Source organism: Acinetobacter sp. SwsAc5 (assembly GCF_013391485.1).
Lineage (GTDB): Bacteria > Pseudomonadota > Gammaproteobacteria > Pseudomonadales > Moraxellaceae > Acinetobacter > Acinetobacter towneri.
This window is the reverse complement of record NZ_JACAXD010000029.1, coordinates 1-24,670: the sequence shown is the minus strand read 5'-3', so window position 1 is coordinate 24,670 and position 24,670 is coordinate 1. Positions and strand designations below refer to the sequence as shown.

The window sequence follows — 24,670 nt, the reverse complement described above, 5'->3', positions numbered from 1 at the left end:
AATTCAGGATGAAAACAAGACATATTTTACCTTTTGCAACGACAGCATTGATGGCGGCATTGAGTGGCTGTGGTGGAGAAAGTGCCAATATTAATCCAGAGCCTAATGCTGTGGCGTATATCAACGGGAGTTGTGCCAGTACAGCAAAAAACTGCGTGGAATTTGCATTGGATTATCCTGTGGATGGTTTGAATTTTACCTGTAGCAGTGATACCAGTAAAACCTACATCACCATGATTGAGCCGAAAAGTAATGCGGCAACAGGTAAATGTAGTGAAGGAGATAAAGTCCACTTCTTTATTCAGGAAAAGACCAATCAATATATTGATTTAGGGACAGTATCATTGTCTGATATTGGAATGGTCAGTACTGCAGGTGCGGGTTATCCACGTTTAAGTGTGTTAGATATGGCACGTGGATTAACAGGACGCCAAGCAACGAGTTTAAGTAGTAGTGACGAAACGATACAGGTCGCGACTGCAATTGTACGCTTGCTACAAGCACTTTCTGTTGAAGGTGGAGGAACCATTGCAGGTGATATTCAGCCTTTAACGATTACGACACTCAAAAAAGAACAATTGGCAAATATTGCTGAGTCCGTTGAGGTTGGTGACTATCGTTCAGGGGCTTATGCCAGTATTTTACGCCCGTGGGTAGATGTGTCACAGGTATCTCAAGATGATGCTTATCAAGCATTAAACACCTTGGTTTACATGAATAACTCGGCATCTTATCAAGCTAACTATCCAATTTTAGCCAAAGAAGATTCACAATTACCACAAGGTTTATATGGCTGTAATTTGGCAGACTGTAAATCTACGGTCGCAGATTTGAAACACCTCATTGGGCAATATCAACTAATCACAGACCGTTCTGGATATACCTTCGGTTATGGTATGCAATGGAAAGGTGCGGTGTCTGCAAACACGACCAACCCAATTTTAACGGTGAGTGGTGAATTGATTCGTAAAGTACGTCCTGAGCGTATGGTAGCAGCAGCACAAACCACATGGGTCAACCCATTGAATAAACGTATTCAGGGGCCATTCCGTTTTAGTGTGAATGACAATGCGGCTGATGATTTTAAAATTACCCAAGGTAAGGTGTTTAATGATTATTTAATTGCAGGCACGGAAGGTTTTTATAAATTATTGACCAAATCTACAACAGCGAATCCTGCAGATTATGGTCAATGGCAACAAACCATAGGTACCGATCAGTTCAAAGGTTCTTTTGATGCCTATAAATTCTTTTCTGTGAACTTTTTGGATAATCGCGTTTTTAAAACCCAGAAAAATGTACCTTTAGGCAGTCGCTATATTTTCCCAATTTATGCAACCTTGACCTTTAATTTTGATGGCGGAACGACGACAGATAGCATCAAATTAGGTGTTGTTTTAGATGAGGATGGCAATATTCGTACAGATATAGCACCAAATGCCACAGAAACCGATATGTCTGGTCAGTGTGCAGCAATTCGTCAGTCTGGTGCTGAATATGTTGATACAAATGGTGTGCAGCAATACCGTATAGGTGTGTTAGGTGCAACCGATATCGACAATAAAGCAGTCACTTTACGTATGATTTTAGCCAATCCAAAATTTCATAAACTTGATGGCGCAGTCATTGGTTTGAATACCAAAATTGAAGCGGTTGAAGGTGGAAATGGTCAAGTGGTGGGCGGTGCACGTGCCAATATTGGCAATTTAGTTGCAGCCAACTCTACACGTATTACATTGTCTGATTTCAATGGCTCAACAGTGAAGTGGAGCAATATTTATCATGCGCAACTTGCAACTTACGTGGCTCAAAACCCTGCTTTAGCAACTGATGCAGATAAAGCTTTGGTGAAAGCCCAAGGTGGAGCTGTAAGTCTAGATGTTGCTGAGTGTTATAACCCAAATAAAGTGCGTATTTAGCATTAATTTTAGGTGACATAGTGATGAAAATAGCCCACTTTAGAGTGGGCTATTTATTATTCGAATTTTAGCTTGATTCAAATGAACATCATGTGGGGTTTTTAACCCGTATGATCTGTACGTGAACCTAAGGTTTCTAAGTGGGTCGTAAAATGATTGTTTTTTCGATCTGCAAAGTAGTGTTGTAAAGTACGTTCTACACTTGGGAAAGCCAATTCAGACCACGGAATTTCATCTTCACTAAACAAGCGTGATTCGATGGTTTCTTCACCTGCACCAAATTGACCATTCAACAATTGAGCTTTGAACAGCACATAAATTTGCCCAATCCGTGGAATGTTATACATGCAATAAAGTTGTTCGATTTCAATTTCCGCTTCGGCTTCTTCGCGGGTTTCACGGGCAGAACCTTGCTCCATGGTTTCAAACATTTCCATATAGCCTGCGGGTAAAGTCCACAAACCATAGCGTGGTTCAATTGCACGACGACACAACAATACTTTATTTTCCCAAACGACCAATGCACCACAAATGACTTTTGGATTGACATAGTGAATATTGCCACATGCGCTACACACTTGACGTAATTGCTGATCGCCAAGCGGAATTTTCGTTGTTGTTTTTTGTCCACAATTTCCACAAAAGTTCATAGTGATCGTCATTGTTGAAGGGAGTTCTCAGAATAACTGAAAATTTCAACTTTGGCATCCTCTCTATCTATTGCCCACCTATTTCAGCTATGATGAAAACTTAGACAAGGAGAATTATAAGGCATGATTGATCATTCGCTCACGCATCTATTACAGCAACGTTTGCGCTTTTCTAAAACGTTCATGGAAGCGCATGCAGCGGTATTGATTGCCATTACCGACGAGTCTGATCCAAAGGTATTGCTAACCCGCCGTTCTACCTTACTCAATAATCACGCGGGTGAGGTGTCTTTCCCTGGTGGCAAACGCGATCCGCAAGATACCAGTAATATTGTGGTGGCATTGCGTGAAGCGCAGGAAGAAACCGCATTAAATCCATTTGAAGTGCAGTTGATTGGTGACTTGCCAATGCAAAAAGCCCGTAATGGAATGTTGGTTAAGCCTGTGGTGGGGCTGATTCCTCCAAAAGTAGAATTAATTCCACAACCTTCAGAAATTGATCGGATCTTTTTTGCCTCTTTACAGCATTTAATGGAAGCGCCACCAACGCCGTATGAAGTGAGCTTTGCACAACAAAAATTATATTTTCCGAGTATGCAGGTTGAAGATGAAGTGGTTTGGGGCTTAACAGCGCGGATGTTGGTGTCTTTATTTGAATATGGTTTGGATTATCGTAAAGAATGGCCGTTTTTGTTAAATTCACCAACATTTAAGAAATAGAAAAATTTTGATGTGAAGATAGGAAGGAACCATGTTGTATAAATTTAAAGGATATGCCCCGAAAGCAATGCAGCAACCGTGGGATGGTTGGGTGGCGGATAATGCCACGGTCATTGGTCAGGTTGAGTTGGGGCAAAAAGTCAGCATTTGGTTTGGGGCTGTGGTACGTGCCGATAACAGTAAAATCAAATTGGGTAATTTTAGTAATGTTCAGGAAAATGCTGTTTTGCACACCGATGCAGGTATTGAAATGCAGATTGGTGATTATGTGACTATTGGACATCTGGCTATGTTACATGGTTGTACCGTGGGCGATAACACCCTGATTGGTATTAATGCAGTGGTGCTGAATCATGCGGTGATTGGTAAAAACTGTATTATTGGTGCCAATGCTTTAATTCCTGAAGGGAAAGTGATTCCCGATAATTCTGTGGTGATGGGTTCTCCCGGTAAAGTGGTTAAGACTTTGGATGAGTCTGCAGAAGCACGTTTAAAAATGAGTGCGCTGCACTATGCTGAACATTTTCAGCATTTTGTAAACCTAGAGCCTGCAACACTCTAAAATAGAATTTGCATCGTTTAGTCAAACGCATTTTTTAGCTGTAATTACATAGAATTTTATACTCAGGAATTGCAATCTGAGGCATGTAAATCCTCGCGTGAATTTCAGGAGTGGAGTATCATAACGCCAATTTTTGATATTTACTCCTTGAAGGTTGTGCATGAAATTGCTGGCATTGGAAACTGCCAATGAGCAGTGTTCCGTTTCGATTGTAGATGAAACACAGGAACTCTTTTTTCAATTAGATGCGCGAGCAAAAGCACAAACGCAAACCATCTTACCGATGATTGAGCAAGGCTTTGCTGAAACTCAAATTAGTACGGCTGATCTGACTGCAATTGCCTTTAGCCGTGGCCCGGGTTCTTTTAGCGGTGTGCGAATTAATGCGGCAGTCACGCAAGCTTTGGCGTGGGCGCATGATGTGCCTGTAATTCCTGTATCGACTTTGCAGGCATTGGCGCATGCGGCTTATCGTCTTGAAGGATTAACTGCGGTTACGGCTGTGTTGGATGCACGCATGAATGAAGTGTATATCGCCAGTTTTGAGCTAGATGCACAAGGAATCATGCAGGCGGTTGATCAGGAACAATTATTGAATTATAGCGATGCTGCACAGACGGTACGCTTTCAATTGGTCGGTTCTGGTGCAGGTCTCATTGATCAAGAACAAATACAATACAAAGGCTTAAGTGCAACCGCACAAGATATTGCTACTATTGCACGCGTCTGTGCACAGCAACAGCAATGGGTCAGCGCAGAACAAGCATTGCCTGTTTATTTACGTGACAATGCTTGGAAAAAAATTCCAGAACAAGGCAAGGCATAATTAGGGTTATTTATGGATCTTTTACTGCTGCTCAAAGCGGCAATTATGGGTATTGTAGAAGGGATTACTGAATTTCTACCCATTTCTAGCACAGGACATTTGATTCTAGCTGCAGAGCTAATGGACTTTTGGACCAAAGAAAAAAGCGATGTATTTGTTATTGCCATTCAAATGGGAGCAATTGCAGCGGTCATATATGAGTACTGGACACGTCTATGGGGCGCAGCCACAGGCATGTTTACTGGCGAAGAAAAAGGTCGACGCTTGGGCTTTGGTCTGATCATGGCATCTATTCCAATTATTCTGATTGGATTGACCTTTGGGCAGACTGTAAAAGAATTACTCTTTAATGATGTTGCCGTGGCGATTGGTTTGATTATTGGCGGTTTTATTATTATGTGGATTGAAAAATATCCACCACAAGTACGTGCCCATGAGGTTGAAGAACTAACTTATCGAGATGCGATTTGGATTGGTCTAATTCAGGTATTGTCGCTGATTCCGGGGACTTCGCGTTCAGGTGCAACTATTATTGGCGCGATGTTCTTGGGTGTATCGCGTAAAGCAGCAACCGAGTTTTCCTTCTTTTTGGGGATTCCTGTCATTATTGGCGCAGGATTACTCGACTTGTACCAAAGCTATGATGTATTCCAAACCACCGAAGATTGGACCGTGCTCAGCTTCGGGATCATCGTTTCTTTTGTTTCCGCACTTTTGCTGATCCGTGCATTGGTGGCGTATGTGGCTAAGCAAGATTTTATGATTTTTGCTTGGTATCGTATTGCTTCAGGTTTAATCATTTTATTGTTCGCATTCACAGGCTGGAAACTATGGTAAGCGAACTTCGCTTATATACCGAAGCCGAGTGTCTCACTCAAGCACAGCATTATTCTGCTGTGCTTTTGTCTAGAGGCGTGCAAACGCGCATTGAAACAGTAGAAAAACTCAATGCGCGTTTTTTGCGTTTGAACCCTGAATTGGCATTGTGTGTCGATGCTGAAGGGCTGTGGTTATGTGCCCATGGCATGAAAATGCAACCCGATTGGAAAGCTGAAATTGGGCGGTTAAAACGTGCCTCTTTAAAATCGGAAATGATTGCTCGCGCCTGTAATTTGTCGGAAAAACCAAGCCTAATTGATGCTACGGCAGGATTAGGACACGACAGCTTACTCATGGCACACTTGGGTGCTCAGGTCACGTTGTTGGAGCGTCATCCTATTCTTTTTACTTTGTTGGAGGATGCTAAACGCCAAGCCGCAGATGATCCTTTTTTAGCAAGTGTTGTTGCCCGTATCCAGTTGGTTTTTACAGATTCAGCAGATTATTTACGCAACTGTGCGACGCAGGGCAAAGTGGTTGATGTGGTGTATTTAGATCCAATGTTTCCGCAGCGAGATCAACATCAACAGGCGCAGAAAAAGCAGGCTCAAGTCAAAAAACAAATGCAGTTATTACATTTGCTGTTACCTGAAGATGGCGAAATGGATTTAGGTGATCATTTACTGGGTTTGGCACAGCAAATTGCCAAACGTGTTGTGGTGAAGCGCCCACGTTTGGCAGTATTTTTGGCGGGGCAGGAAACCACACATCAATGGCAAGGTGATGCTTGCCGATTTGATGCTTATTTCCAAGCAAATTTGAACAACGGGTAGATTTCTACCACTAAAGCAGTGGCAAGACGTTCAATGCTTCTATAATGAGCAAAGATTTGTTATATAGTTAAAGTTGACAATTGATAATTACGACGACAAGCATAAACTTGGAGTGTGGAAACGCGAGCTGCGATTAACAGAATCCTATGATTGACTTCAAACCCTCCATTAATTTTTGGCACGATTTTAAAAGCAACCAAGCTGCGGGCGTTTGGTTATTTTTGGGTTCGCGACGCTCTTTGCAAATTATTCGTCCCTCTATCTTACAACTGATTTTTTGGGGTATTTTAGGCGGTCTTGCCAATACCTTATTCAGTTGGTTAGTCGCAGGAGAGGTGGGTGAATTTAACCCACAGGGTTTGGTCAGTTATGCCTTGTGGCCTTTTATTGCCTTAATTGTCGGAATTATTCTTTCTCAGCGTGTCAATAACCCGCGTTTATTGTTAGTACCTGCTTTGTTGTGGTTGGTATTAGATACTCACGTTGCATTATTACAAAGCTTGATTCAATACATGGGCATGATGGATGTCTTGCCGTATGTGTTATATGACTATTTACCTACCATTTTTATGGTGCTGTTTGTTTGGCAAAGTTTGGCAGTAGTGTGGGTGTTTTCACGTGAGCTGCATTGGCCGTGGTGGGAACGTGCGCTGATTGTTTTAGCGACCTTATTCACTTTGGTGGTTTGGCAAATGTCAGTGAAAAGTCAGCCCATTTGGAAAGTAGAAGAAGTTCCACCAAGTCTAAGCGAAGAAGCTTTTTATGCACAAAGCCGTGTGCTAAATAAAGCTTTAGACAGTATTCAATATGGGGAATTTGCCCAATCGCATTGGTACTTTTTAGGGGTTGCAGGGGCGAGCTATCAAGACGTATTTATGTCTGAAATTGAGCGCATTCGTGAACAGTTTGATACCCGTTTTGGCACTTTTGGACGTTCGATGGTGCTCATTAATAACCCAATGACCCGTAATGTAATTCCAATTGCTTCGCAAACCAGTATTGAATTGGCGCTGCGCCGTATTGGGCAACGCATGAACCGTGAAAGTGATGTGCTGTTTTTATATATGACCTCACACGGTTTAAAAGATCATTTTGAAATTGAAAATGCGCCACTCGACTTAAATCAGGTCGATCCGAAATGGCTGCGTGATACTTTGGATAAATCGGGTATTCGCTGGCGTGTGATCGTTATTTCAGCCTGTTATTCAGGTAGCTTTGTATCAGCCTTGCAAGATGATAATACCTTGGTGATTACTGCATCGGCAGCAGATCGTGAGTCGTTTGGCTGTTCAAACGAAGCTGACTATACCTATTTTGGCCGTGCCTTTTTTGATCAGGCTATGCGTGAACAAAACTCTTTTGCCAATGCCTTTAATGAAGCCAAAGCGACCGTGGCAAAATGGGAGCAAGCGCAAGGTTTTGAACCTTCAGAGCCACAATGGGCAATTGGTAAAAATATGGAATTGATGTTGCCACAATTAGAGCAGCGTTTGTTTCCTCAAAAAAGTGTTGCAACATCGGCTGAAATTCAATTGAGTGCGCAATCTGTTCAATAAGCCAAAGAGGAGAGGGTGATGGAGTTAATTCAGAACAACCGCTGTTTTGAGGGTGAGCAACGAATTTATCGTTTTCATTCCAATGCTTTACAGACTGAAACTCAGTTTGGCATTTTTTTACCAGAACAAGCTTTGGCGGGGCAGGCTTGTCCTGCGGTATTTTATTTGGCAGGTTTAACCTGTAACGAAGAAACCTTTGCGATTAAAGCACATGCGCAGCACATGGCAGCGCAATTGGGACTGATTTTGATTAGTCCAGATACTTCACCGCGTGGCGAAGCTGTTGCCAAAGGCGACCATTGGGATATTGGACAGGGGGCAGGTTTCTATATCAATGCGACACAAGCACCGTGGGCGGCACATTATCAAATGGAAACTTTTGTCACCGATGAGCTTTATCAATTGGTGCTGCAACAGTTCCCAATTCAGGCACAGCACGTTGGCATCATGGGGCACAGTATGGGCGGTCATGGTGCATTGACCCTCGCGTTTAAATATCCTGAAAAATTTAAGTCAGTGTCTGCTTTTGCTCCGATTTGTGCGCCAAGCCAATGCCCGTGGGGTGAAAAAGCATTTTCTAATTATTTAGGTACAGATCAGCAAGTATGGTTACAGCACGATGCGACTGCTTTGGTGCAGGTCAAAGGTGCATTGTTCAGTGAAATTTTGATTGATCAGGGATTGAAAGATCAATTTTATAGTCAGCTCAATCCTGCATTATTTCAGCAAGCTTGCGATGCGGTTGGGCAAAAATTGAGTTTGCGGGAACATGCAGGCTATGATCATGGCTATTATTTCATTCAAAGCTTTATAGATCAGCATTTGCAATTCCATGCGGTACAATTGCAAGCAGACTAAGTCAAACACTCAATTTTACACATTGATTTTTAAACTTTTCTAGGCAAGTTGTTCACTTTTTATTAGAATGGTGAACACTTGCTTTTTTACCGTTTGGAAAGATTGCTCATGTGGGTTTGAGCGTCTGGGTAGAATAACGACCGCACAATAAAATAAATAAGGCATCACATGCACAATTCAGAATGGGATTCACCACAACAAGCAACGCCATCTTCCCCTTTTTTTCCAGCGGAGCCTACGACGCCACCCACGCGGAATCCATTACTTGGACGGATTCATCATTTTCAATTTCATGGTAGCGCCTCAGAGTATTTTGGCATTTGGATTGTCAATATTTTGTTGATGATTGTGACTTTTGGGCTGTATGCACCGTGGGCAAAAGTACGTCGTTTGCGCTATTTTTATGGCAATACCGAATTAATCAAACGTCGTTTTGATTTTACAGGCATCCCACATAAAATTTTATTGGGACGTTTAATTGCCATTGGAATTTATGTTGCGATCTCGGTGGTTTCCAATTATTCAGTCAAAGCCATGGTTATTGGCGTGGTGGCTTTATATTTGGCTGTGCCGTGGTTGATTCGAGCGACCATCCGTTTCAAGGCGCGAAATAGTAAATTTGGCAATGCGCGTTTTTATTTTTCAGGCAGTAACAAAGAAGCCTATTGGGTATTTCTAAAATGTATCGTAATTAATTTGTTTACTTTGGGCTTATTTTTTCCTGTGTTGGTGTGGATGTATAAGCGTTATTGCCTAGACCATTTATATGCAGGACAGCTTAAATTTAAACTAAAAGCAGACTGGCCAGCATATATGCGCGCAATGTATATGCCTATTTTTTTGTTCTTTGGCATTTTGCTTGCTGTCGGGATAATGTTGGCTTTGGCAGGACAGTTGAGTCGTAATCCTGCGCAGTTGGTTTGGTTATTTTTAGCGGTTTATCTGTTGGGGATATTTTTAATTTGGCCACTAATGTCGGCGCGAATTTTTATCACCACATGGAACAATACCAGTATCAGTCGTAGTGAATTTCAGACCGATTGCGGACAGTGGCACTATACTTGGATTGTGGTGACCAATTGGATTGTGAAAGTTCTGAGTTTGGGTTTAATGACCCCATGGGCAGCCATTCGTTTATATCGTTATCAGGTTGAGTCTTTGAGTCTACATTTAAAAAATGATCCAGATTTGATGATCAATAAACTGCAGGCTGAACATAGCGCACTTGCAGAAGAAATCAGTGATATTTTTGATATTGATGTATCGCTGTAAGCTAGGAGAAGAAGATGGCGGCACAGGTCGTGGATGTAGTGTTTTATGATGGTGTAGTGTCTAAACCATGGGCTGCCAAAATCTCTCCTGTAGATGCTCAGTCGGTACTTATCCGCTATGGTGAAAATTTACAGCAACAACGACGTTATCATTATCAAGACATGATGTTGGTGGGCGCACTAGGTAAAATTCAACCTGTCATTGAACTTAAAGATGATGCGCGTATTGAATTTTCCCAAGCCTTGCCTGAGTGGTTTCAACTGCGAAATAAACAGGTGCAGCATTCCATCTGGAAATTGGAACGCACGCCAAGTCTGATAGTATTTAGTCTGGTTTTTGTGTCGTTGATGGTATTTGTCACAGTGCAGTGGGGCATCCCAAGTGCATCAAAATACGTTGCCTTTCAATTGCCTGCGAACACCTTAAATCAAATTGGTGATGAGGCAGAGCGTTATATTTTAGATATGACAGCGCCAAGTCAATTGCCCGCAGTACGTCAGCAGAAAATTTTGGCAGATTATCGCAAGCTCATTGCAGGAGATACACCTGCCAAAGTGCTGTTTAGACAAGGTGATCGCTTAGGAGCGAATGCTTTGGCAATTCCGAATAACACTATTATTTTGACCGATGAATTGGTGGAATTGGCGCAGAATGATCAGGAAATCATTGGCGTTTTGGCACATGAACAAGGGCATTTGGCAGAAAGACACAGCTTGCAACAAGCCTTATCCAGTTTAGGGTTTAGTATTATTTTGCTCGCGATTACAGGAGATGGTACAGATTTAGTTTCGACCTTGCCTGTGGCGCTTGTAGGGGCAAATTATTCACGTAATTTTGAATCAGAAGCCGATCATTATGCTTTAAATACGATGCACGCTCAGGGCATTCCAACCATTCATCTCGCTCATTTTCTGGAGCGTTTGGCAGAAGATGCAGGTGAAGACACCGCCAACAGCCCTTTGGATTTTTTGCAAAGCCATCCTGCAACTCAAAAACGTATTCAAGCGGTTAAAGATTTTGAACAGACGCAGCGTTTAGCGCCTTAACATGAAACAGTTAGTGCCGTTGCCAAACCGCGCTCAATTCTGTTTGCCCCATACGGCTTAAATGGTCAAGCACGACTTGTTCGAGGTAACTTAAATCTGTTTCAGTATTTTTTACCTGAATTTCAACTACAAGCTCATGTGTTTGGGGTATAAGTAGAATTGTGGCACTTGGCATCATAATTTGGTATTGGGTTGCGCTTTCTGCAACGTCAAATTTATGTTTCCAGTGGTTGAGTAGACGCTTGGCAATACGGCTTGCTTGCGTTGTTTGAATATGGGCAGAACTGTTCATCATCTGTTGAAACCAGCATTTTGTTCAAATGAGTAAAGACCTTTACTATAACAAAGCCAGACTGAAAGAACAGTGGAGTGCTGCAACAGAGCGTTGCGGAGATAGAACTATCAAATTGGCTGATCGACCTGAATCATCGAACTGAATGATCCAATCGTAACAGAATCCACCACACCAAGCAGTCTTTGCTATAATGCGCCACAATCCCAATATTTAGCTAGGTTCTCCCATGTCCAAGCCTTATTTAATTGCGCCGTCTATCTTATCTGCAGATTTTGCTCGTCTAGGCGAAGAAGTGGAAAATGTACTTCAGGCGGGTGCCGATGTGGTGCATTTTGATGTGATGGATAATCACTATGTACCGAATTTAACCTTCGGTGCAGGTGTATGTAAGGCATTGAAAAACTATGGCATTACTGCACCAATTGATGTGCATTTAATGGTGAAACCTGTAGACCGCATGATTGGTGATTTTCTGGAAGCGGGCGCAGATATTATCACGTTCCATCCTGAAGCTTCAGAGCATATTGATCGTTCATTGCAACTGATTAAATCGGGCGGGGCAAAAGCGGGTTTGGTCTTTAACCCTGCTACACCGCTGCATTATTTAGATTATGTACTTGATAAAGTTGATCAGATTTTACTCATGAGTGTGAACCCAGGTTTTGGTGGGCAAAAATTCATTCCAATGACTTTAGAGAAATTACGTCAGGCACGTCAAATCATTGATGCTTCAGGTCGTGATATCCGTTTAGAAGTCGATGGTGGTGTGGGACCTGCCAATATTCGTAAAATTGCAGAAGCGGGCGCAGATATGTTTGTTGCAGGCTCAGCAATTTTTGGCAAGCCAGACTATAAAACGGTGATTGATGAAATGCGTGCTGAATTGGCAAAAGTTGGCGCAGTCGAAGTATAAATTTCTACAATCACAAGTGCTTATGCTGTGGATAACTTTGTAGATAACCGTATGGATATCTATGTTGATAACACTATGGATAAGCCGATTAATTTATAAACATTTGTACATCAATTGTTTATGACTTATACAAAATAAGTATAAAAAGGATTCAATCGAATCCTTTTTGTTTATTTTAAATACACTGAATTTATTGAGTATTTACTCAGTTAATTATAAAAATAAGTTGCTTAATATATAACTTGATTGTTTTAGTTGGCTTTTAAATCGCACGGATTCACTCTGTTTTTCAATGCAGAAGATATTGTGTATAAGTGGGGCTTGAATTATATTGAGTGCATTGTAGATTGTGGATTGTACTTGGCAAAAATGTTCAATTCTTGTGCAAGTTCAGGTCTGCATCTTTCATACTCAGGAATTTATTTAGTGCTGACTCAACCCTACAAACAAATGTGGTTTGTTGTCCTGATGGCATTTGTCATAGGGTGGAGTGGTATTGTTAGTGCTGCGGTAAAACCTGCACATGATTGGATGATGTCAAATCAGGCAGCAGGGTCTGAGATTCGACATTCTGCAACCGCAGCGAGTGAAATGACATCTTTACCAGATTGTCATACCACAGCTTTACAAACGCATCCTGAAACCAAGCAGCATATATCTGGGCATGATGCCAAGGCCAACCATCATCTCAGTCAGCACACATCCGCAACGGATACCGATTTAAATGCGGCAGATTGTTATGGCTCGGCTGATTTTTCTACTGCAAAGATGAATTGTCAGGACTGTGCGCAGTTGCATTGTCAAAGCTTAAACAGTGTGTTGAATGTGCAAGTCCCTGAACTGATTCAACCTGTAGCACTTTCATCTGTCAATATTCTGTTGCCTGCTTATCAAGCTCAACATTTACTTGGGCATTGGCAGCAAATTTTACGTCCACCCAAAGCTTAATCCTGAATTCAAAACACTTTTACGTTTTATTTTAAGGATTAAGTCATGTCTAAATTTTATCAGCCTGCGCTGTTTTTAACAGTCTGTGCATTGTGTTCGAGTTCTGCATTTGCTGCGGTCAAGGAATATCACCTGACCATTGCAGAACAAACGGTCAATATCACGGGAAAACCTGTTCAACGTATTACAGTCAATGGACAATTTCCCGCGCCTGCACTCGAATTTGAAGAAGGCGATGAGGCGGTAATTCACGTTAATAATCAATTAAAAAATCAGGACTCATCTATTCACTGGCATGGTTTATTGTTGCCCGGTTTGATGGATGGTGTGCCTGGATTTAATGGTTTTCAAGGGATTAAGCCACAAGGACATTTTGTTTATCAATTTAAAGTACGTCAAAGTGGTACCTATTGGTATCACGCACATTCCAAAGGTCAGGAACAAGATGGTCTATACGGCTCTTTGGTGATTCATCCTAAAGCCAAGCCAGCCGTAAACGCACATGAATACACAGATCGTGATTATGTGGTGATGCTGTCAGATTTTCATGAAAAATCTAGCAATCAAATTCAGAAAGATTTAAAAATTTCAGCCGAGTTTTATCAAAATCAGCGTGAAACCTTAGGTGATGTTTGGTGTCAAGTACAGCGTGATGGGCTAAAAGCCACATGGTCAGACCGCAAAATGTGGAATCAGATGCGCATGCTGAAAACCGACCTTTCCGATGTCACAGGCTATACTTTTTTAATGAATGGCAAGACACCTGAACAGAACTGGACAGGTGTATTTAAGCCAAATGAAAAAGTGCGTTTACGTTTTATCAATGCCTCTGCCATGTCGTTTTATGATGTGCGGATTCCAAACTTAAAAATGACAGTGGTCAGTGCCGATGGTCAGCCAGTCAAACCTGTTACTGTGGATGAATTTCGTATCGGCACTGCAGAAACCTACGATGTGATTGTTGAACCTCAAGCAGCGCATTATCAAATTGAAGCGGAATCAATAGACCGCTCAGGTTTTGCTGTGGGTAGCTTGCAGAGTGAACTTCATTCTGCAACATCAAATCTACAGCTCCCTGCAGCGCGCCCGCGTGCTTTACTCACCATGCAAGATATGGGGCATGCTACAGAGCATTCAGGCGATGATCATTCCAAGATGAACCATGCAACGATGTCTGAAATGGATCACTCAAAAATGAATCATGCAGCGATGTCTGAAATGGATCATTCCAAAATGAACCATGCAGCGATGTCGGATATGGATCATTCCAAGATGAACCATGCAGCGATGTCGGAAATGGATCATTCCAAGATGAACCATGCAGCAATGTCGGAGATGGATCATTCCAAGATGAATCATGCAGCGATGTCGGAAATGGATCATTCCAAGATGAACCATGTAGCGATGTCAGAAATGGATCATTCCAAGATGAATCATGCGGTAATGTCGGAAATGGATCATTCCAAGATGAACCATGCAACAATGTCTGAAAATACGCATACACAATATGGCATGCCTTCAACAGAACACAAAAATGCGGTGGTATATGGATGGGCAAATGCTTCTACACCCGCGGGGCATAAAGCCTTGCACTATGAAGATTTGAAATCGCTGCAGCCACAAGCAGATACACGTGAACCAAGCAGTGAATTGGTCGTGCGTTTAGGCGGTACGATGGAGCGTTATATCTGGACAATCAACGGTAAGAAATTTAGTGATGCCACACCACTCAAGGTGAAATATGGTGAGCGTATTCGGATTAAATTTATCAATGACAGCATGATGGCACATCCAATGCATTTACATGGCATGTTTATGCAGTTGGAAAATGGTCAAACGGCAGCAGAAATGCCGAATAAACACACCTTAATTGTGCCGCCAGGTCAAACTGTAACTGCACTGCTTACTGCAGATGAATTAGGTGAATGGGCAATACATTGTCATTTGCTCTATCACATGAGCGCGGGAATGATGAATAAATTGATTGTAGCGCAGGTGAGTGAAAATGAACCGCTTTCAACCACAGCAATTCAAGCCACTCAAACCCCTTCAGCGACAGCGCAAAAAGGAGCAGCACATGCACAACATTAATCTTTTTGCGAAAACAGTTTTAAGTATTTCTGTCTGCTGCATCAGTACAGTTGGGCTAGCAGCGACAGAGGTGCATAGTGCACATGCCAGTTCAGCAGAGATTGCAACAATTGCAGCTCAGGCTGATACTCAATCGCATCAATCGCATCAATCGCATCAATCGCATCAATCCGATTCGTCCGTGCAAGAGTCGCAGTCACACGATCATCGTAAAGAACATGGTGCGCAGGTGTACGCGGTGAGCACTTTAGATACGCAATGGCAAGTGAATGATCATGCCGAGGGAGTGCTCAAATCTAAATTACAAACTCGTATCGGAACTGATGAAAACAAGTTGTTTGTGAAAATTCATAGCGATAAGCAAGAGTCACAAGCGACTGAATATGATGCCAAGTTGTTATACAGTCGTATGATTTCAGATTTTTGGGATGTGCAAGCAGGTGTGCGTTATCGACACGAAGTGAATCAGCAAGAGCATCAAACAGACCGAGAAGATAAGTTTGACGCTGTGTTTGGCTTACATGGTTTAGCTCCATATTTTTTTGAAACCGATGCTTATTTTTATTTGGGTGAGGATCAATATGCGGCTTTGAGTTTGGAAACCACACGGGATCTGTTATTGACTCAGAAATTGATCGCACAGCCTTATTTAGATGTAGATGTTATTCTGCAGGATGATGCCAAATATGCGAAAAAAACAGGACTCAACCGCGCAGCTGTGGGTGTGGAAATGCGTTATGAAATCAGCAAGAACATCATGCCGTATATCAGTGCAGGTTATGAGTATACGAAAGGTGATCAACACACTGCTTGGCAGTCTGCAACCGATTCCGAGCAGAGCGGCTTATATGCGATAGGCTTGAGTTTCAGGTTTTAATGATTAGGGGTATTTATCAATGATTAAGTCAATGGATCGTTGCTGCTTCTAAATAGAATAGATTGTCCCTAAATACATAGGCTTGGTTTATACTGAGCCTATTGTATTTTTGGGTGTGGCGTATGTCTTCATCAACTCAAGATCCTCAATCGAATCAAGATAAAAACTTAGAAAACCAAAATCTAAACAATACTGGCTGTGGTTGTGATACGCAAAAAAATGTAAACCAGCCTTGTGCAACTGCGCCTACACACTCCAAGTCATGTGGCGATACAGGCTGTGGTTCGTCTTGCGATACAGAAAAAAGCTGTGCTGATCAAAATAGCTGTACATCTGCAACGACTGCCAAGACAGATAAAGCAACAATTTTGGATTCGGAACTTTTGAGTCCGTGGGTGAGTGCGTACCATATTCCTAAAATGGATTGCGGTGCTGAAGAACAAATGGTGCGGATTGCTTTGGCAGACCATAATGATATTGCTGCCTTATCTTTTGATTTGCCTGCACGACTTTTAAAGGTTTATCACAATAATCAATCTGCCACTGAAATCACCCATAAATTAGAAGCATTGGGTTTGGGTGCTGTGTTACAACAGACTGAAGCCAATACACAAACCGAATTGCCTGTATCTAACAGCGCTGCACAACAAAAAGTGCTGTATGCCTTGCTTAGCATTAATGCTGCTATGTTTTTGGTGGAATTAATCGCGGGTTTAATTGCATCTTCGACAGGTTTAATTGCTGATTCTTTAGATATGTTTGCCGATGCCGCCGTGTATGGTTTAGCTTTATTTGTTGTTGGACAATCAGCCAAGAAACAGCTCAAAGCTGCGCATTTGTCTGGTTGGGTACAACTGGGTTTGGCTGCACTGGTTATTTTTGATGTCCTGCGCCGTTTCTTCTTGGGCAGTGAGCCTGAATCTATATTGATGATGGTCATTGGCGCTGTGGCATTGGTGGCGAACGTTACCTGTTTATGGCTGATTTCAGGGCATAAAGATGGTGGAACTCATATGCAAGCCAGTTATATTTTTTCCGCCAATGATGTGATTGTGAATTTAGGCGTGATTATCGCGGGCGGTTTGGTGATGCTCACAGGCTCGAATTATCCAGACCTGATCATTGGCTTAATTGTGGCCATGTTTGTGTTGAATGGTGCGCGCAAAATTTTAAGTTTAAAATAGATGAGTCATCGCTGCACGATGGCATAAATTGCAACAGGAGGAACGACCTCCCTTGTTTGGGTTTTTAGAAAGAGTCAAAGTGACTGAATACTCAACAACAAAAATCTTCAGGACGGCCTGATTTCATGATATTGAAGGAGGGCGTTATGGCCTGGATGATGTTGATATTGGCGGGTATTTTTGAAGTCGTCTGGGCATATTCGATGAAGCTGTCCGATGGTTTTAGCAAGCTGACACCCAGTATCATCACCCTAATCTTTATGATTTTAAGTTTTGTGCTGTTGGCTTATGCCATGCGGACTTTGCCATTGGGCACAGCTTATACGATTTGGACGGGTATTGGTGCAGTCGGTTCATTTTTAGTGGGTGTTTTTGTGTTAGGCGAACCTGCTAGTGCTTTGCGTATGTTGGCAGCTGTTCTGATTATTTCAGGTTTAGTGCTGATGAAAATTTCATCCACATAATTGGGAGTGTGGTTGTTTGGTGTGTAAGCGCAATCACAGATCGGTTTGGGTTAAAAACAGGATGAGCTGATACCCAACCTGCTTGAGGAGAAAAAATAATGCAACTGGCATTTACAGAAATGGACACTCCTGTAGGCGTGCTTAAATTGGTGGCTCACGATCACGCATTGGTTGCGGTAATGTGGGATAACGAAGATCATAAACGGGTACGTTTAGCCAGTTTAGTTCGACAAGATGATCATCCAATTTTGCTCAAAACTCAGCAGCAACTCCAAGAGTATTTTGCAGGTCAGCGTCAGCAATTTGATGTGCCTCTTGATTTTGAAGGCACTGAATTTCAGAAGAAAGTCTGGCAGGCGTTATTAAGCATTCCTTTTGGGGAAACTCGTAGTTATAAGCAAATTGCCGAACAAGTTGGTAGTGTGAATGCGATGCGCGCCGTAGGTGCCGCAAATGGCAAAAATCCAATTTCGATTATTGCGCCGTGTCATCGGGTGGTGGGTGCAAGTGGAAAGTTGGTGGGCTTTGCAGGTGGCTTGGATAATAAAGCGATTTTGTTAAAGCTAGAACAAGACAACAAACAATAGCGCCAACTCTTTTGATATTGACGCTATTCGATTTAAATGAATTAAAACCTTTTCGGAATTTTCTGTCCATTCGGTACAGGCGTTTCCGCATTTTTAAGCACACCAAACAGCCAAGTTTCAGCATGTTGTACCGATTGTTTGAGTTGATCGCCTAATGCCAAGCGCCCTGCAATAAAACTTGCCAATGAACAGCCTGAACCGTGATATTCACCTTCAAGCCGTGGACAGCGGGTTTCTGAAACCATTTCATTGTTAATATACAGTGCATTACGAATATGATCAGGGGTATCTTCATGCCCACCTTTGACCAAAACGGCCTGCGCGCCCATTGCAAATAATTTAGCTGTTGCGCGTTCTAAATCATCTTCACCCGTTAAGGCACGTAATTCCACAGTATTTGGCGTGATTAAAGTCGCCAGTGGAATCAACTCGACAAATGCCTGAACCAAAGTCGCTTGATCACCTAAAGAACCACCACTATTGGCAACCAAAACAGGGTCAAGCACATATAAATAATCAGGATGTGCACGTAAAAAATCTGCCAGTGCTGCAATATTGTCAGTGGTGCCCAACATGCCCGACTTTACAACTTTAATGGGCAAATCATTCACCACCGCATTGGCTTGCGCCAATAACAATTCTTTAGACGTTGCTTCAAAGCCAAATACTTGCTGAGAGTTTTGAATGGTCAGTGCTGTGCAGGCAATCGCTGCATGTGCACCGCTATTGCCAACGGCTTCAATATCAGCCTGTAAACCAGCGCCACCCGAAGGGTCTAAACCAGAAAAACATAGTACTGTTGGTCGCACACACATATCCTTAATTGCTTCTATTTACGTTAGTATAGGCAACTTTGGAGTAACACTCGATAGTCATTTAGGCACATAGGCTGACATTGTGATAAAGAACCTTTTAATTGATTTAGATGGCACGCTGACCGACCCGAAAGAGGGCATTACCGCTTCTGCGCGTTATGGTTTGGCTAAGGTTGGACATCCTATTGCAGATACGGAAAATATTGATTGGATTATCGGGCCGCCCTTAAAAGCCTCTTTGGCAAAATTACTTCATGTAGATGTGCATGACGTATTGGCAGAGCAAGCCTTAGCAGGCTATCGAGAGCGTTTTGCTGCAACAGGCTTATTTGAAAATCATGTCTTTGAAGATGTTGCTGCAACATTGGCAGATTTAAAACAGCAAGGCTATCGACTGTTTTTAGCAACAGCCAAACCTGAAATTTATGCACGCCAAATTTTAGATCACTTCGATTTATTGCAATATTTTGAATATCCCTACGGTAGCGAACTAAATGGTGAGCGTACCAATAAAGCGGATTTAATTGCCTATATTTTGCAGCAAGAACAATTGCAACCTGAACAATGTTTAATGATTGGAGATCGTGAACACGATATTTTAGGTGCACGAGCCAATGGAGTCGATTGTGTTGCAGTCGAATACGGCTATGGTTCGGCTCAGGAGTTAGACTTGGCTGCACCAAAACATAGAATTCAGTGTTTTGCGCAAATTTTGTCGGTGCTTGAACAGTTATCTGGATGAGCGAGATGCTTACATCTGTTTGCATTTCTAGCGCAGTGTTATTGCAAAGATCGTGCTTCAATATTTAATTTGAATATTTAATTTTAATATTGAAAGAGGGTATGTGATGAAGATATTTAGTCAATCTATTGCAGTAGTAGCGGTTTCAATACTGATGACTGCATGTGCCAATCATGCTGCTACATCCATAACACCTACTGCGCAGGTCGAAATGTACACATCATTGCAACATCGACAGTGTGAGCCAGATTCAGGTTTAACCCTTACGGAAATTGTTCAGCGTTTACAGCAAGCACAGATTCAGGTGAAGCGGGCCAGTGTAGGTTCAGATGGGCGGATGTATGCACAGGTCTGTGGTGGTGCAGATGGAAAAATTGCTATTGTCACGATTCCTCAATCTCAGCAGAAACAAGCAGCGGCATTGGGCTTTCAGCCTTACTCACAAATACGTTGAATTAAAGCATAAGTGCTGTTTTTAGTTGTCACCCATAAAAAACCTCAGTTCTTTGCACTGAGGTTTTTTTACAACCGAATCAGGTTGAGATGTCAGGATACTTGGCGTTTCAAATTTTAGAACTGTGGTTTTACCACGACTAAAATTACAATCGCTAATAGCAGCACAGTCGGCATTTCATTGAAGAATCGCCAGAACTTGTGTGATTTATAATGCGCATTGCCAATCAGTTTTTGGCGGTAATAGCCACAAACCAAATGGTAAATCACCAATAAACCGACCAATGCTACTTTCAGGTAAAACCATAACGCATCGTGGTAATTGCGGGTCGCATCGCCCCAATCTACCAAAAAGTGTGCCGTGATGAGGGTGGCAATCATAGACGGCCACATAATCCCTCGGTACAACTTGCGCTCCATGATTTCAAAACGCTGATGGCTCAGTGTATCTTCACTCATGGCATGGTAAACATATAAACGTGGTAAGTAGAACAATGCAGCGAACCAGCAAACCACGGCAATAATATGTAATGCTTTTACCCATAAAAAAGCATCAGAAGGTGCATCCATCGACTATCCTATAGGAGATTATTCATCCCACTTCTTGAAAATAAGGCAGGCATTTACACCGCCAAAACCAAAACTGTTACTCATCACAGTATTCAATTTTGTGTCGCGTTTTTCAAGTACGATATCAAATGCTTTCGCGCCTTCATCAAGTTCAGTGACGTTGATGTTTGGTGCAATGAAGTCGTTTTGCATCATCAAGACAGAATAAATTGCTTCTTGAACGCCTGCAGCACCCAAGCTGTGACCAGTCATTGACTTCGTTGAGCTAAGAGCAGGCACTTTACCTTCACCAAACGCACGTTCCATGGCTTTCAATTCAGTCACGTCGCCTGCTGGAGTAGAAGTACCATGTGTGTTCACATAGTCAATTGCGTCTACACCGTGTTGTTTCGCTTCGTCTAAAGCCATCAAGATACAACGTGTTGCACCTTCACCGCTTGGTGCAACCATGTCTGCACCGTCAGAGTTTGCAGCATACGCAACCACTTCAGCTAAAATATTTGCACCACGTGCTTGTGCGTGTTCAAGTGATTCAAGAACCACGAAACCACCACCACCTGCAATGACGAAACCATCACGGTCTGCAGAGTACGGACGAGATGCTGTTTCTGGTGTGTCGTTGTATTTAGAACACAAAGCACCCATCGCATCAAACAATAAGCTTTGTGACCAGTGATCTTCTTCACCGCCACCTGCAAGCATTAAATCTTGTTTACCCAATTGAATTAGGTTGTAGGCATAACCAATTGCATCGGCAGAAGTTGCGCATGCACTGGTAATTGAGTGCGCAATACCTTGTAATTTGAACGCAACGCCCAAGTTTGCCGTAATCGTGTTCGACATATTACGTGGTACGAAGAATGGGCCAATTTTACGTGCGCCTTTTTCTTCAAGTAGCTCAATCATTTCTGCAACAGATGCAGTTGAGTTACCGCCTGAACCACCCGCGATACCGTAACGTGGGTTGCCTGCTAAATCTTCTTGCTTTAAGCCCGCATGTTCAATGGCATCTACTGCAGCGTTGTAAGCGTACATCGCACACACGCCCATAAAGCGTTTTAATTTACGGTCAATGTGGTCAAAGTTTTGTTCTGCTGCTGCACTTACGTGGCTTTTGAAATTAAGTTCAGCATAAGTTGGGTTGGAACGTGTTCCTGAAATACCGTTTTGTAAAGAATGAGTCACAGCTTCTAAAGTATTACCAATGCACGAGTTAATGCCCATGCCGGTGATTACAACACGTTTCATCTACAGATCCCTTTTATGGTGATAATGTTGAGCCGAACACCGTGACTGCCAAGCAATCGCTGATACGGTATGACTCATGTCTTACAATTGAGTTCATAATAGCAGAAAGAATTTTGAATTCTTATGGCAAATATGATGCCACTTTGCAGGGAAGATCAAACCGCAGTGAAGCGGCAAATGAGATGCAGGAAGCCAACCAAAAGATACACAATCATATTGAGATAAACTTAGACTACACCTAGTATCTACCCATAAATCATAGAAATTAAAAATGAGGAGTAAGAATGTCAGATTCCAAGAATAAACAATCAAGCGGATTCTTCTCGAATGCGATTGGGGTGGCTAAAAAGCTCAGCAGTACAGGCATCCATGTATTGCAGCAAGTTGCACCGGGTACTGTAGCGAAGGATGAGCACAGTGCAAAATCAGGGCAAATTATTGAAGGTCAGGCACGTAGCTTTAGTGCTTTTCAAGCGCGTCAATATGACAATCCTCAACACATGCTCAGACAGCATGTGCCTCAAGTTTCACGTCAGCTTTTAGGTCGTCACTATAACCGCGTCAATCAGGTGGCGAGTTTTGTGTCGCCCGATTTTTCCGACAAAATTTCAGATTACCTATTTGATCAGTTGAATAGTTTTACTTCCAATATCAGCTCTGTTGATGATGTGCTTGATCAGGCTGGCGTACGCGATTTAGAAGAATTGACTCAAGATGTAGATCGTTCTAAACGAATTAGTCAGGCACTTGCAGAACAAAATAAATGGATTGCATCACTGCAAGGCGCATTGACAGGTGCAACAGGAGTAATCGGTTCAACCATTGATGTGCCTGCATCTATTGTGATGTCTTTACGTACCATTTATCAGGTTGGGCGTGCCTACGGTTTTGAACTGAATAAAGACACTGAGCAAGAAATTGTTCAGTTTATTTTTAAACAAATTGATTTAGGCGTCATTGCAGAAAAGCAAGCAGTGTTGATGGGGCTAAAAACCTTATCTAATATGCTGCAAACTCATGATGTGCATCAATTACAAAATATGCTCGGTTCAAGCAATGATTATGAGGTATTAAAGAAATACTTCTTGAATGAGCAAGGTCAAGTCAAATGGCCGTGGTTGAATCATGTACCTAAGTTTTCCATGTTGAATAAACTCACGCCTGTAGCAACCGCATCGGTGAGTGCGGTATATAGCTGGAAATTAGTGGAAGATGTGCATCACAAGGCACAGCAAGTATTTTCCAATGCCCGTAGCTATTTAATTCAGCATAAAGACAGCAATTTATCAGCCATTCATGCGTATGAAAAATCGTTGGAATTGCTGGCACAGGCTGCGCCTAAACTCTTGGAGCAATTGAAGGGCAATGAAGCTAAACATGCGGAGCAAGATGAATTAGTAGCGGGGCAAGAGCGCGCGGAATCTGCGCCGTCAGATGCTTTAGTGCAAACCGTATCAGACCATGAAAGTATCCGAGCGGTAAAAGTGCAGAAAAAATCGGACAAAGTGGAAACAACTGCAGCACAACTCGATGAAAATATTCAGCAAGGTCTAGAAGAATTGGCAGATCAAATGCTAGAGCCACATGCTGAAGTTGCACCGCAAAAACCTGCTGTACCTGCAGAAAAAATTGATGAATATAGGCTGGAAGATGCTTTGGAGCCAGTGGAAGATTCAACTCAAGTGGCTGAAACTGTTTCGGAAAATCCAGTAACATCAAGCAAAGAAACTGCAAAGCAGGTTACAAAAAAGCCGAGAACTCGTACAAGTACTCGCAAGCCAAAAGCTGAATAAAAACAAGTGATAAGTAGAAATTTGGTTGGTATTTTAACTGCCTATGCTCTGTACACGACAAAAATAGATAACTCATTGAAATAATGTCACAATAATTGTTTTCTAACGACGAATACTATGACACATCTCAATGAGTTATATCTTATCTTAAACAAATCTCTAAAATGGAACAAGTCACATTTAAAGTGCTTTGCGCTCATCATGCTTGTGATTATTTTAAAGCAAACATGTAATCTTTCTTCTGCATCTAAAGCCTTGCCCATCAAGTGTTTACCACAATCATTTTATCGACGTATGCAGCGCTTCTTTGCAGGTCAGTATTTTGATTATCGTCAAATTTCTCAGTTGATTTTCAATATGTTTTCATTCGACCAAGTGCAACTGACTTTAGATAGAACCAATTGGAAATGGGGAAAACGAAATATTAATATCCTGATGCTCGCAATCGTTTATCGTGGAATAGCGATACCTATCCTTTGGACATTGCTTAATAAACGTGGAAATTCAGATACGAAAGAGCGTATTGCTTTGATTCAACGCTTTATAGCCATTTTTGGTAAAGACCGTATTGTGAATGTGTTCGCAGACAGAGAGTTTATCGGTGAGCAGTGGTTTACATGGTTAATTGA

General features: G+C 42.1%; 25 protein-coding genes and 1 pseudogene. 21 read left to right on the top strand and 5 right to left on the bottom strand.

The annotated features are described in order from the left end of the window. Positions 1-8: 8 nt before the first annotated feature. Entirely contained in the window at positions 9-1,919 is a 1,911-nt protein-coding gene (locus HYG89_RS13580; protein WP_131261918.1) for a flagellar protein FilF, read from the top strand. A 101-nt stretch (positions 1,920-2,020) separates the two neighbouring features. On the opposite strand, the gene HYG89_RS13575 is transcribed toward HYG89_RS13580, so the two are convergent. Next, positions 2,021-2,569 carry an NUDIX hydrolase gene (locus HYG89_RS13575; RefSeq protein ID WP_026438436.1) on the bottom strand — a complete coding sequence of 183 codons (549 nt, stop codon included), beginning with the start codon at positions 2,567-2,569 and terminating at the stop codon, positions 2,021-2,023. Between the two features lie 123 nt (positions 2,570-2,692). Here HYG89_RS13575 and HYG89_RS13570 point away from each other — a divergent pair, with 123 nt between their 5' ends. The 9 genes from HYG89_RS13570 to HYG89_RS13530 all read left to right on the top strand — a co-directional run bounded on the left by HYG89_RS13570 (position 2,693) and on the right by HYG89_RS13530 (position 11,061). Then, a complete protein-coding gene (locus HYG89_RS13570; RefSeq protein ID WP_004975226.1) occupies positions 2,693-3,289 on the top strand; it encodes a CoA pyrophosphatase in 597 nt (198 codons plus the stop codon). 31 nt (positions 3,290-3,320) lie between these two features. Beyond that, positions 3,321-3,851 carry a gamma carbonic anhydrase family protein gene (locus HYG89_RS13565; RefSeq protein WP_131261917.1) on the top strand — a complete coding sequence of 177 codons (531 nt, stop codon included), beginning with the start codon at positions 3,321-3,323 and terminating at the stop codon, positions 3,849-3,851. Positions 3,852-4,011: 160 nt separating this feature from the next. Beyond that, a complete protein-coding gene (gene tsaB / locus HYG89_RS13560) occupies positions 4,012-4,677 on the top strand; it encodes a tRNA (adenosine(37)-N6)-threonylcarbamoyltransferase complex dimerization subunit type 1 TsaB (protein ID WP_178867934.1) in 666 nt (221 codons plus the stop codon). Positions 4,678-4,689: 12 nt separating this feature from the next. Next, positions 4,690-5,514 (top strand): undecaprenyl-diphosphate phosphatase, encoded by an 825-nt coding sequence (locus tag HYG89_RS13555; RefSeq protein WP_178867933.1) that lies wholly within the window; start codon positions 4,690-4,692, stop codon positions 5,512-5,514. Beyond that, a complete protein-coding gene (locus HYG89_RS13550) occupies positions 5,508-6,329 on the top strand; it encodes a class I SAM-dependent methyltransferase (RefSeq protein WP_178867932.1) in 822 nt (273 codons plus the stop codon). The genes HYG89_RS13555 and HYG89_RS13550 overlap by 7 nt, the downstream gene beginning before the upstream one ends. 146 nt (positions 6,330-6,475) lie before the next feature. Continuing rightward, the gene (locus HYG89_RS13545) at positions 6,476-7,885 is read left to right on the top strand and encodes a C13 family peptidase (protein ID WP_178867931.1); all 1,410 of its coding nucleotides are present in this window, start codon (positions 6,476-6,478) and stop codon (positions 7,883-7,885) included. Between the two features lie 18 nt (positions 7,886-7,903). Next, entirely contained in the window at positions 7,904-8,743 is an 840-nt protein-coding gene (gene fghA / locus HYG89_RS13540; RefSeq protein WP_154320404.1) for an S-formylglutathione hydrolase, read from the top strand. 168 nt (positions 8,744-8,911) lie between these two features. After that, positions 8,912-10,015, top strand: coding sequence for a YjgN family protein (locus HYG89_RS13535; protein WP_178867930.1), 1,104 nt, complete (start codon positions 8,912-8,914; stop codon positions 10,013-10,015). Positions 10,016-10,029: 14 nt separating this feature from the next. Beyond that, complete coding sequence (locus HYG89_RS13530) at positions 10,030-11,061, top strand: M48 family metallopeptidase (RefSeq protein ID WP_178867929.1); 1,032 nt, start codon at positions 10,030-10,032, stop codon at positions 11,059-11,061. A gap of 10 nt (positions 11,062-11,071) precedes the next feature. Here the strand turns inward: HYG89_RS13530 and HYG89_RS13525 are convergent, their stop codons facing one another. Then, the gene (locus tag HYG89_RS13525; protein ID WP_178867952.1) at positions 11,072-11,353 is read right to left on the bottom strand and encodes a DUF2218 domain-containing protein; all 282 of its coding nucleotides are present in this window, start codon (positions 11,351-11,353) and stop codon (positions 11,072-11,074) included. 229 nt (positions 11,354-11,582) lie between these two features. Here HYG89_RS13525 and rpe point away from each other — a divergent pair, with 229 nt between their 5' ends. From rpe to HYG89_RS13490, 7 genes are all read left to right on the top strand, one after another. Beyond that, positions 11,583-12,269, top strand: a complete 687-nt coding sequence (gene rpe / locus HYG89_RS13520) for a ribulose-phosphate 3-epimerase (protein WP_178867928.1) — start codon at positions 11,583-11,585, stop codon at positions 12,267-12,269. A gap of 426 nt (positions 12,270-12,695) precedes the next feature. After that, the gene (locus HYG89_RS13515; RefSeq protein WP_004975247.1) at positions 12,696-13,217 is read left to right on the top strand and encodes a hypothetical protein; all 522 of its coding nucleotides are present in this window, start codon (positions 12,696-12,698) and stop codon (positions 13,215-13,217) included. A gap of 45 nt (positions 13,218-13,262) precedes the next feature. Then, a complete protein-coding gene (locus HYG89_RS13510; RefSeq protein WP_178867926.1) occupies positions 13,263-15,308 on the top strand; it encodes a multicopper oxidase domain-containing protein in 2,046 nt (681 codons plus the stop codon). Then, positions 15,295-16,185, top strand: a complete 891-nt coding sequence (locus HYG89_RS13505; protein WP_178867924.1) for a copper resistance protein B — start codon at positions 15,295-15,297, stop codon at positions 16,183-16,185. Before HYG89_RS13510 ends, HYG89_RS13505 begins: the two co-directional genes overlap by 14 nt. A 122-nt stretch (positions 16,186-16,307) precedes the next feature. Then, on the top strand, positions 16,308-17,369 hold the full coding sequence (locus HYG89_RS13500) for a cation transporter (RefSeq protein WP_178867922.1): 1,062 nt from the start codon (positions 16,308-16,310) through the stop codon (positions 17,367-17,369). Between the two features lie 146 nt (positions 17,370-17,515). Continuing rightward, the gene (locus tag HYG89_RS13495) at positions 17,516-17,833 is read left to right on the top strand and encodes a multidrug efflux SMR transporter (RefSeq protein ID WP_178867920.1); all 318 of its coding nucleotides are present in this window, start codon (positions 17,516-17,518) and stop codon (positions 17,831-17,833) included. 98 nt (positions 17,834-17,931) lie between these two features. Further along, entirely contained in the window at positions 17,932-18,420 is a 489-nt protein-coding gene (locus HYG89_RS13490; RefSeq protein WP_178867918.1) for a methylated-DNA--[protein]-cysteine S-methyltransferase, read from the top strand. 41 nt (positions 18,421-18,461) lie between these two features. Here the strand turns inward: HYG89_RS13490 and HYG89_RS13485 are convergent, their stop codons facing one another. Beyond that, complete coding sequence (locus HYG89_RS13485; protein ID WP_178867916.1) at positions 18,462-19,229, bottom strand: hydroxymethylpyrimidine/phosphomethylpyrimidine kinase; 768 nt, start codon at positions 19,227-19,229, stop codon at positions 18,462-18,464. Positions 19,230-19,317: 88 nt separating this feature from the next. Here HYG89_RS13485 and HYG89_RS13480 point away from each other — a divergent pair, with 88 nt between their 5' ends. Both HYG89_RS13480 and HYG89_RS13475 read left to right on the top strand, forming a co-directional pair. After that, positions 19,318-19,977 carry an HAD-IA family hydrolase gene (locus HYG89_RS13480; RefSeq protein WP_019837216.1) on the top strand — a complete coding sequence of 220 codons (660 nt, stop codon included), beginning with the start codon at positions 19,318-19,320 and terminating at the stop codon, positions 19,975-19,977. A 106-nt stretch (positions 19,978-20,083) separates the two neighbouring features. After that, complete coding sequence (locus HYG89_RS13475; protein WP_178867915.1) at positions 20,084-20,431, top strand: hypothetical protein; 348 nt, start codon at positions 20,084-20,086, stop codon at positions 20,429-20,431. 116 nt (positions 20,432-20,547) lie between these two features. On the opposite strand, the gene hemJ is transcribed toward HYG89_RS13475, so the two are convergent. Both hemJ and HYG89_RS13465 read right to left on the bottom strand, forming a co-directional pair. Continuing rightward, positions 20,548-21,000 carry a protoporphyrinogen oxidase HemJ gene (gene hemJ / locus HYG89_RS13470; RefSeq protein ID WP_004975266.1) on the bottom strand — a complete coding sequence of 151 codons (453 nt, stop codon included), beginning with the start codon at positions 20,998-21,000 and terminating at the stop codon, positions 20,548-20,550. 18 nt (positions 21,001-21,018) lie between these two features. Then, positions 21,019-22,248 carry a beta-ketoacyl synthase N-terminal-like domain-containing protein gene (locus tag HYG89_RS13465; RefSeq protein WP_019837217.1) on the bottom strand — a complete coding sequence of 410 codons (1,230 nt, stop codon included), beginning with the start codon at positions 22,246-22,248 and terminating at the stop codon, positions 21,019-21,021. A gap of 284 nt (positions 22,249-22,532) precedes the next feature. Between HYG89_RS13465 and HYG89_RS13460 the strand changes: the two genes are divergently transcribed. After that, entirely contained in the window at positions 22,533-24,041 is a 1,509-nt protein-coding gene (locus tag HYG89_RS13460; protein WP_178867914.1) for an EcsC family protein, read from the top strand. 117 nt (positions 24,042-24,158) lie between these two features. Then, positions 24,159-24,670: pseudogene (locus HYG89_RS13455) on the top strand (IS4-like element ISAba1 family transposase); the annotation flags it as partial.

What these genes read in the sequence shown, in the direction of transcription:
- HYG89_RS13580 (WP_131261918.1), top strand. Translation starts at nt 9, where the DNA reads ATGAAAACAAGACATATTTTACCTTTTGCAACGACAGCATTGATGGCG.
- HYG89_RS13575 (WP_026438436.1), bottom strand. Translation starts at nt 2,569, where the DNA reads ATGAACTTTTGTGGAAATTGTGGACAAAAAACAACAACGAAAATTCCG.
- HYG89_RS13570 (WP_004975226.1), top strand. Translation starts at nt 2,693, where the DNA reads ATGATTGATCATTCGCTCACGCATCTATTACAGCAACGTTTGCGCTTT.
- HYG89_RS13565 (WP_131261917.1), top strand. Translation starts at nt 3,321, where the DNA reads ATGTTGTATAAATTTAAAGGATATGCCCCGAAAGCAATGCAGCAACCG.
- tsaB (WP_178867934.1), top strand. Translation starts at nt 4,012, where the DNA reads ATGAAATTGCTGGCATTGGAAACTGCCAATGAGCAGTGTTCCGTTTCG.
- HYG89_RS13555 (WP_178867933.1), top strand. Translation starts at nt 4,690, where the DNA reads ATGGATCTTTTACTGCTGCTCAAAGCGGCAATTATGGGTATTGTAGAA.
- HYG89_RS13550 (WP_178867932.1), top strand. Translation starts at nt 5,508, where the DNA reads ATGGTAAGCGAACTTCGCTTATATACCGAAGCCGAGTGTCTCACTCAA.
- HYG89_RS13545 (WP_178867931.1), top strand. Translation starts at nt 6,476, where the DNA reads ATGATTGACTTCAAACCCTCCATTAATTTTTGGCACGATTTTAAAAGC.
- fghA (WP_154320404.1), top strand. Translation starts at nt 7,904, where the DNA reads ATGGAGTTAATTCAGAACAACCGCTGTTTTGAGGGTGAGCAACGAATT.
- HYG89_RS13535 (WP_178867930.1), top strand. Translation starts at nt 8,912, where the DNA reads ATGCACAATTCAGAATGGGATTCACCACAACAAGCAACGCCATCTTCC.
- HYG89_RS13530 (WP_178867929.1), top strand. Translation starts at nt 10,030, where the DNA reads ATGGCGGCACAGGTCGTGGATGTAGTGTTTTATGATGGTGTAGTGTCT.
- HYG89_RS13525 (WP_178867952.1), bottom strand. Translation starts at nt 11,353, where the DNA reads ATGAACAGTTCTGCCCATATTCAAACAACGCAAGCAAGCCGTATTGCC.
- rpe (WP_178867928.1), top strand. Translation starts at nt 11,583, where the DNA reads ATGTCCAAGCCTTATTTAATTGCGCCGTCTATCTTATCTGCAGATTTT.
- HYG89_RS13510 (WP_178867926.1), top strand. Translation starts at nt 13,263, where the DNA reads ATGTCTAAATTTTATCAGCCTGCGCTGTTTTTAACAGTCTGTGCATTG.
- HYG89_RS13505 (WP_178867924.1), top strand. Translation starts at nt 15,295, where the DNA reads ATGCACAACATTAATCTTTTTGCGAAAACAGTTTTAAGTATTTCTGTC.
- HYG89_RS13500 (WP_178867922.1), top strand. Translation starts at nt 16,308, where the DNA reads ATGTCTTCATCAACTCAAGATCCTCAATCGAATCAAGATAAAAACTTA.
- HYG89_RS13495 (WP_178867920.1), top strand. Translation starts at nt 17,516, where the DNA reads ATGGCCTGGATGATGTTGATATTGGCGGGTATTTTTGAAGTCGTCTGG.
- HYG89_RS13490 (WP_178867918.1), top strand. Translation starts at nt 17,932, where the DNA reads ATGCAACTGGCATTTACAGAAATGGACACTCCTGTAGGCGTGCTTAAA.
- HYG89_RS13475 (WP_178867915.1), top strand. Translation starts at nt 20,084, where the DNA reads ATGAAGATATTTAGTCAATCTATTGCAGTAGTAGCGGTTTCAATACTG.
- hemJ (WP_004975266.1), bottom strand. Translation starts at nt 21,000, where the DNA reads ATGGATGCACCTTCTGATGCTTTTTTATGGGTAAAAGCATTACATATT.
- HYG89_RS13465 (WP_019837217.1), bottom strand. Translation starts at nt 22,248, where the DNA reads ATGAAACGTGTTGTAATCACCGGCATGGGCATTAACTCGTGCATTGGT.
- HYG89_RS13460 (WP_178867914.1), top strand. Translation starts at nt 22,533, where the DNA reads ATGTCAGATTCCAAGAATAAACAATCAAGCGGATTCTTCTCGAATGCG.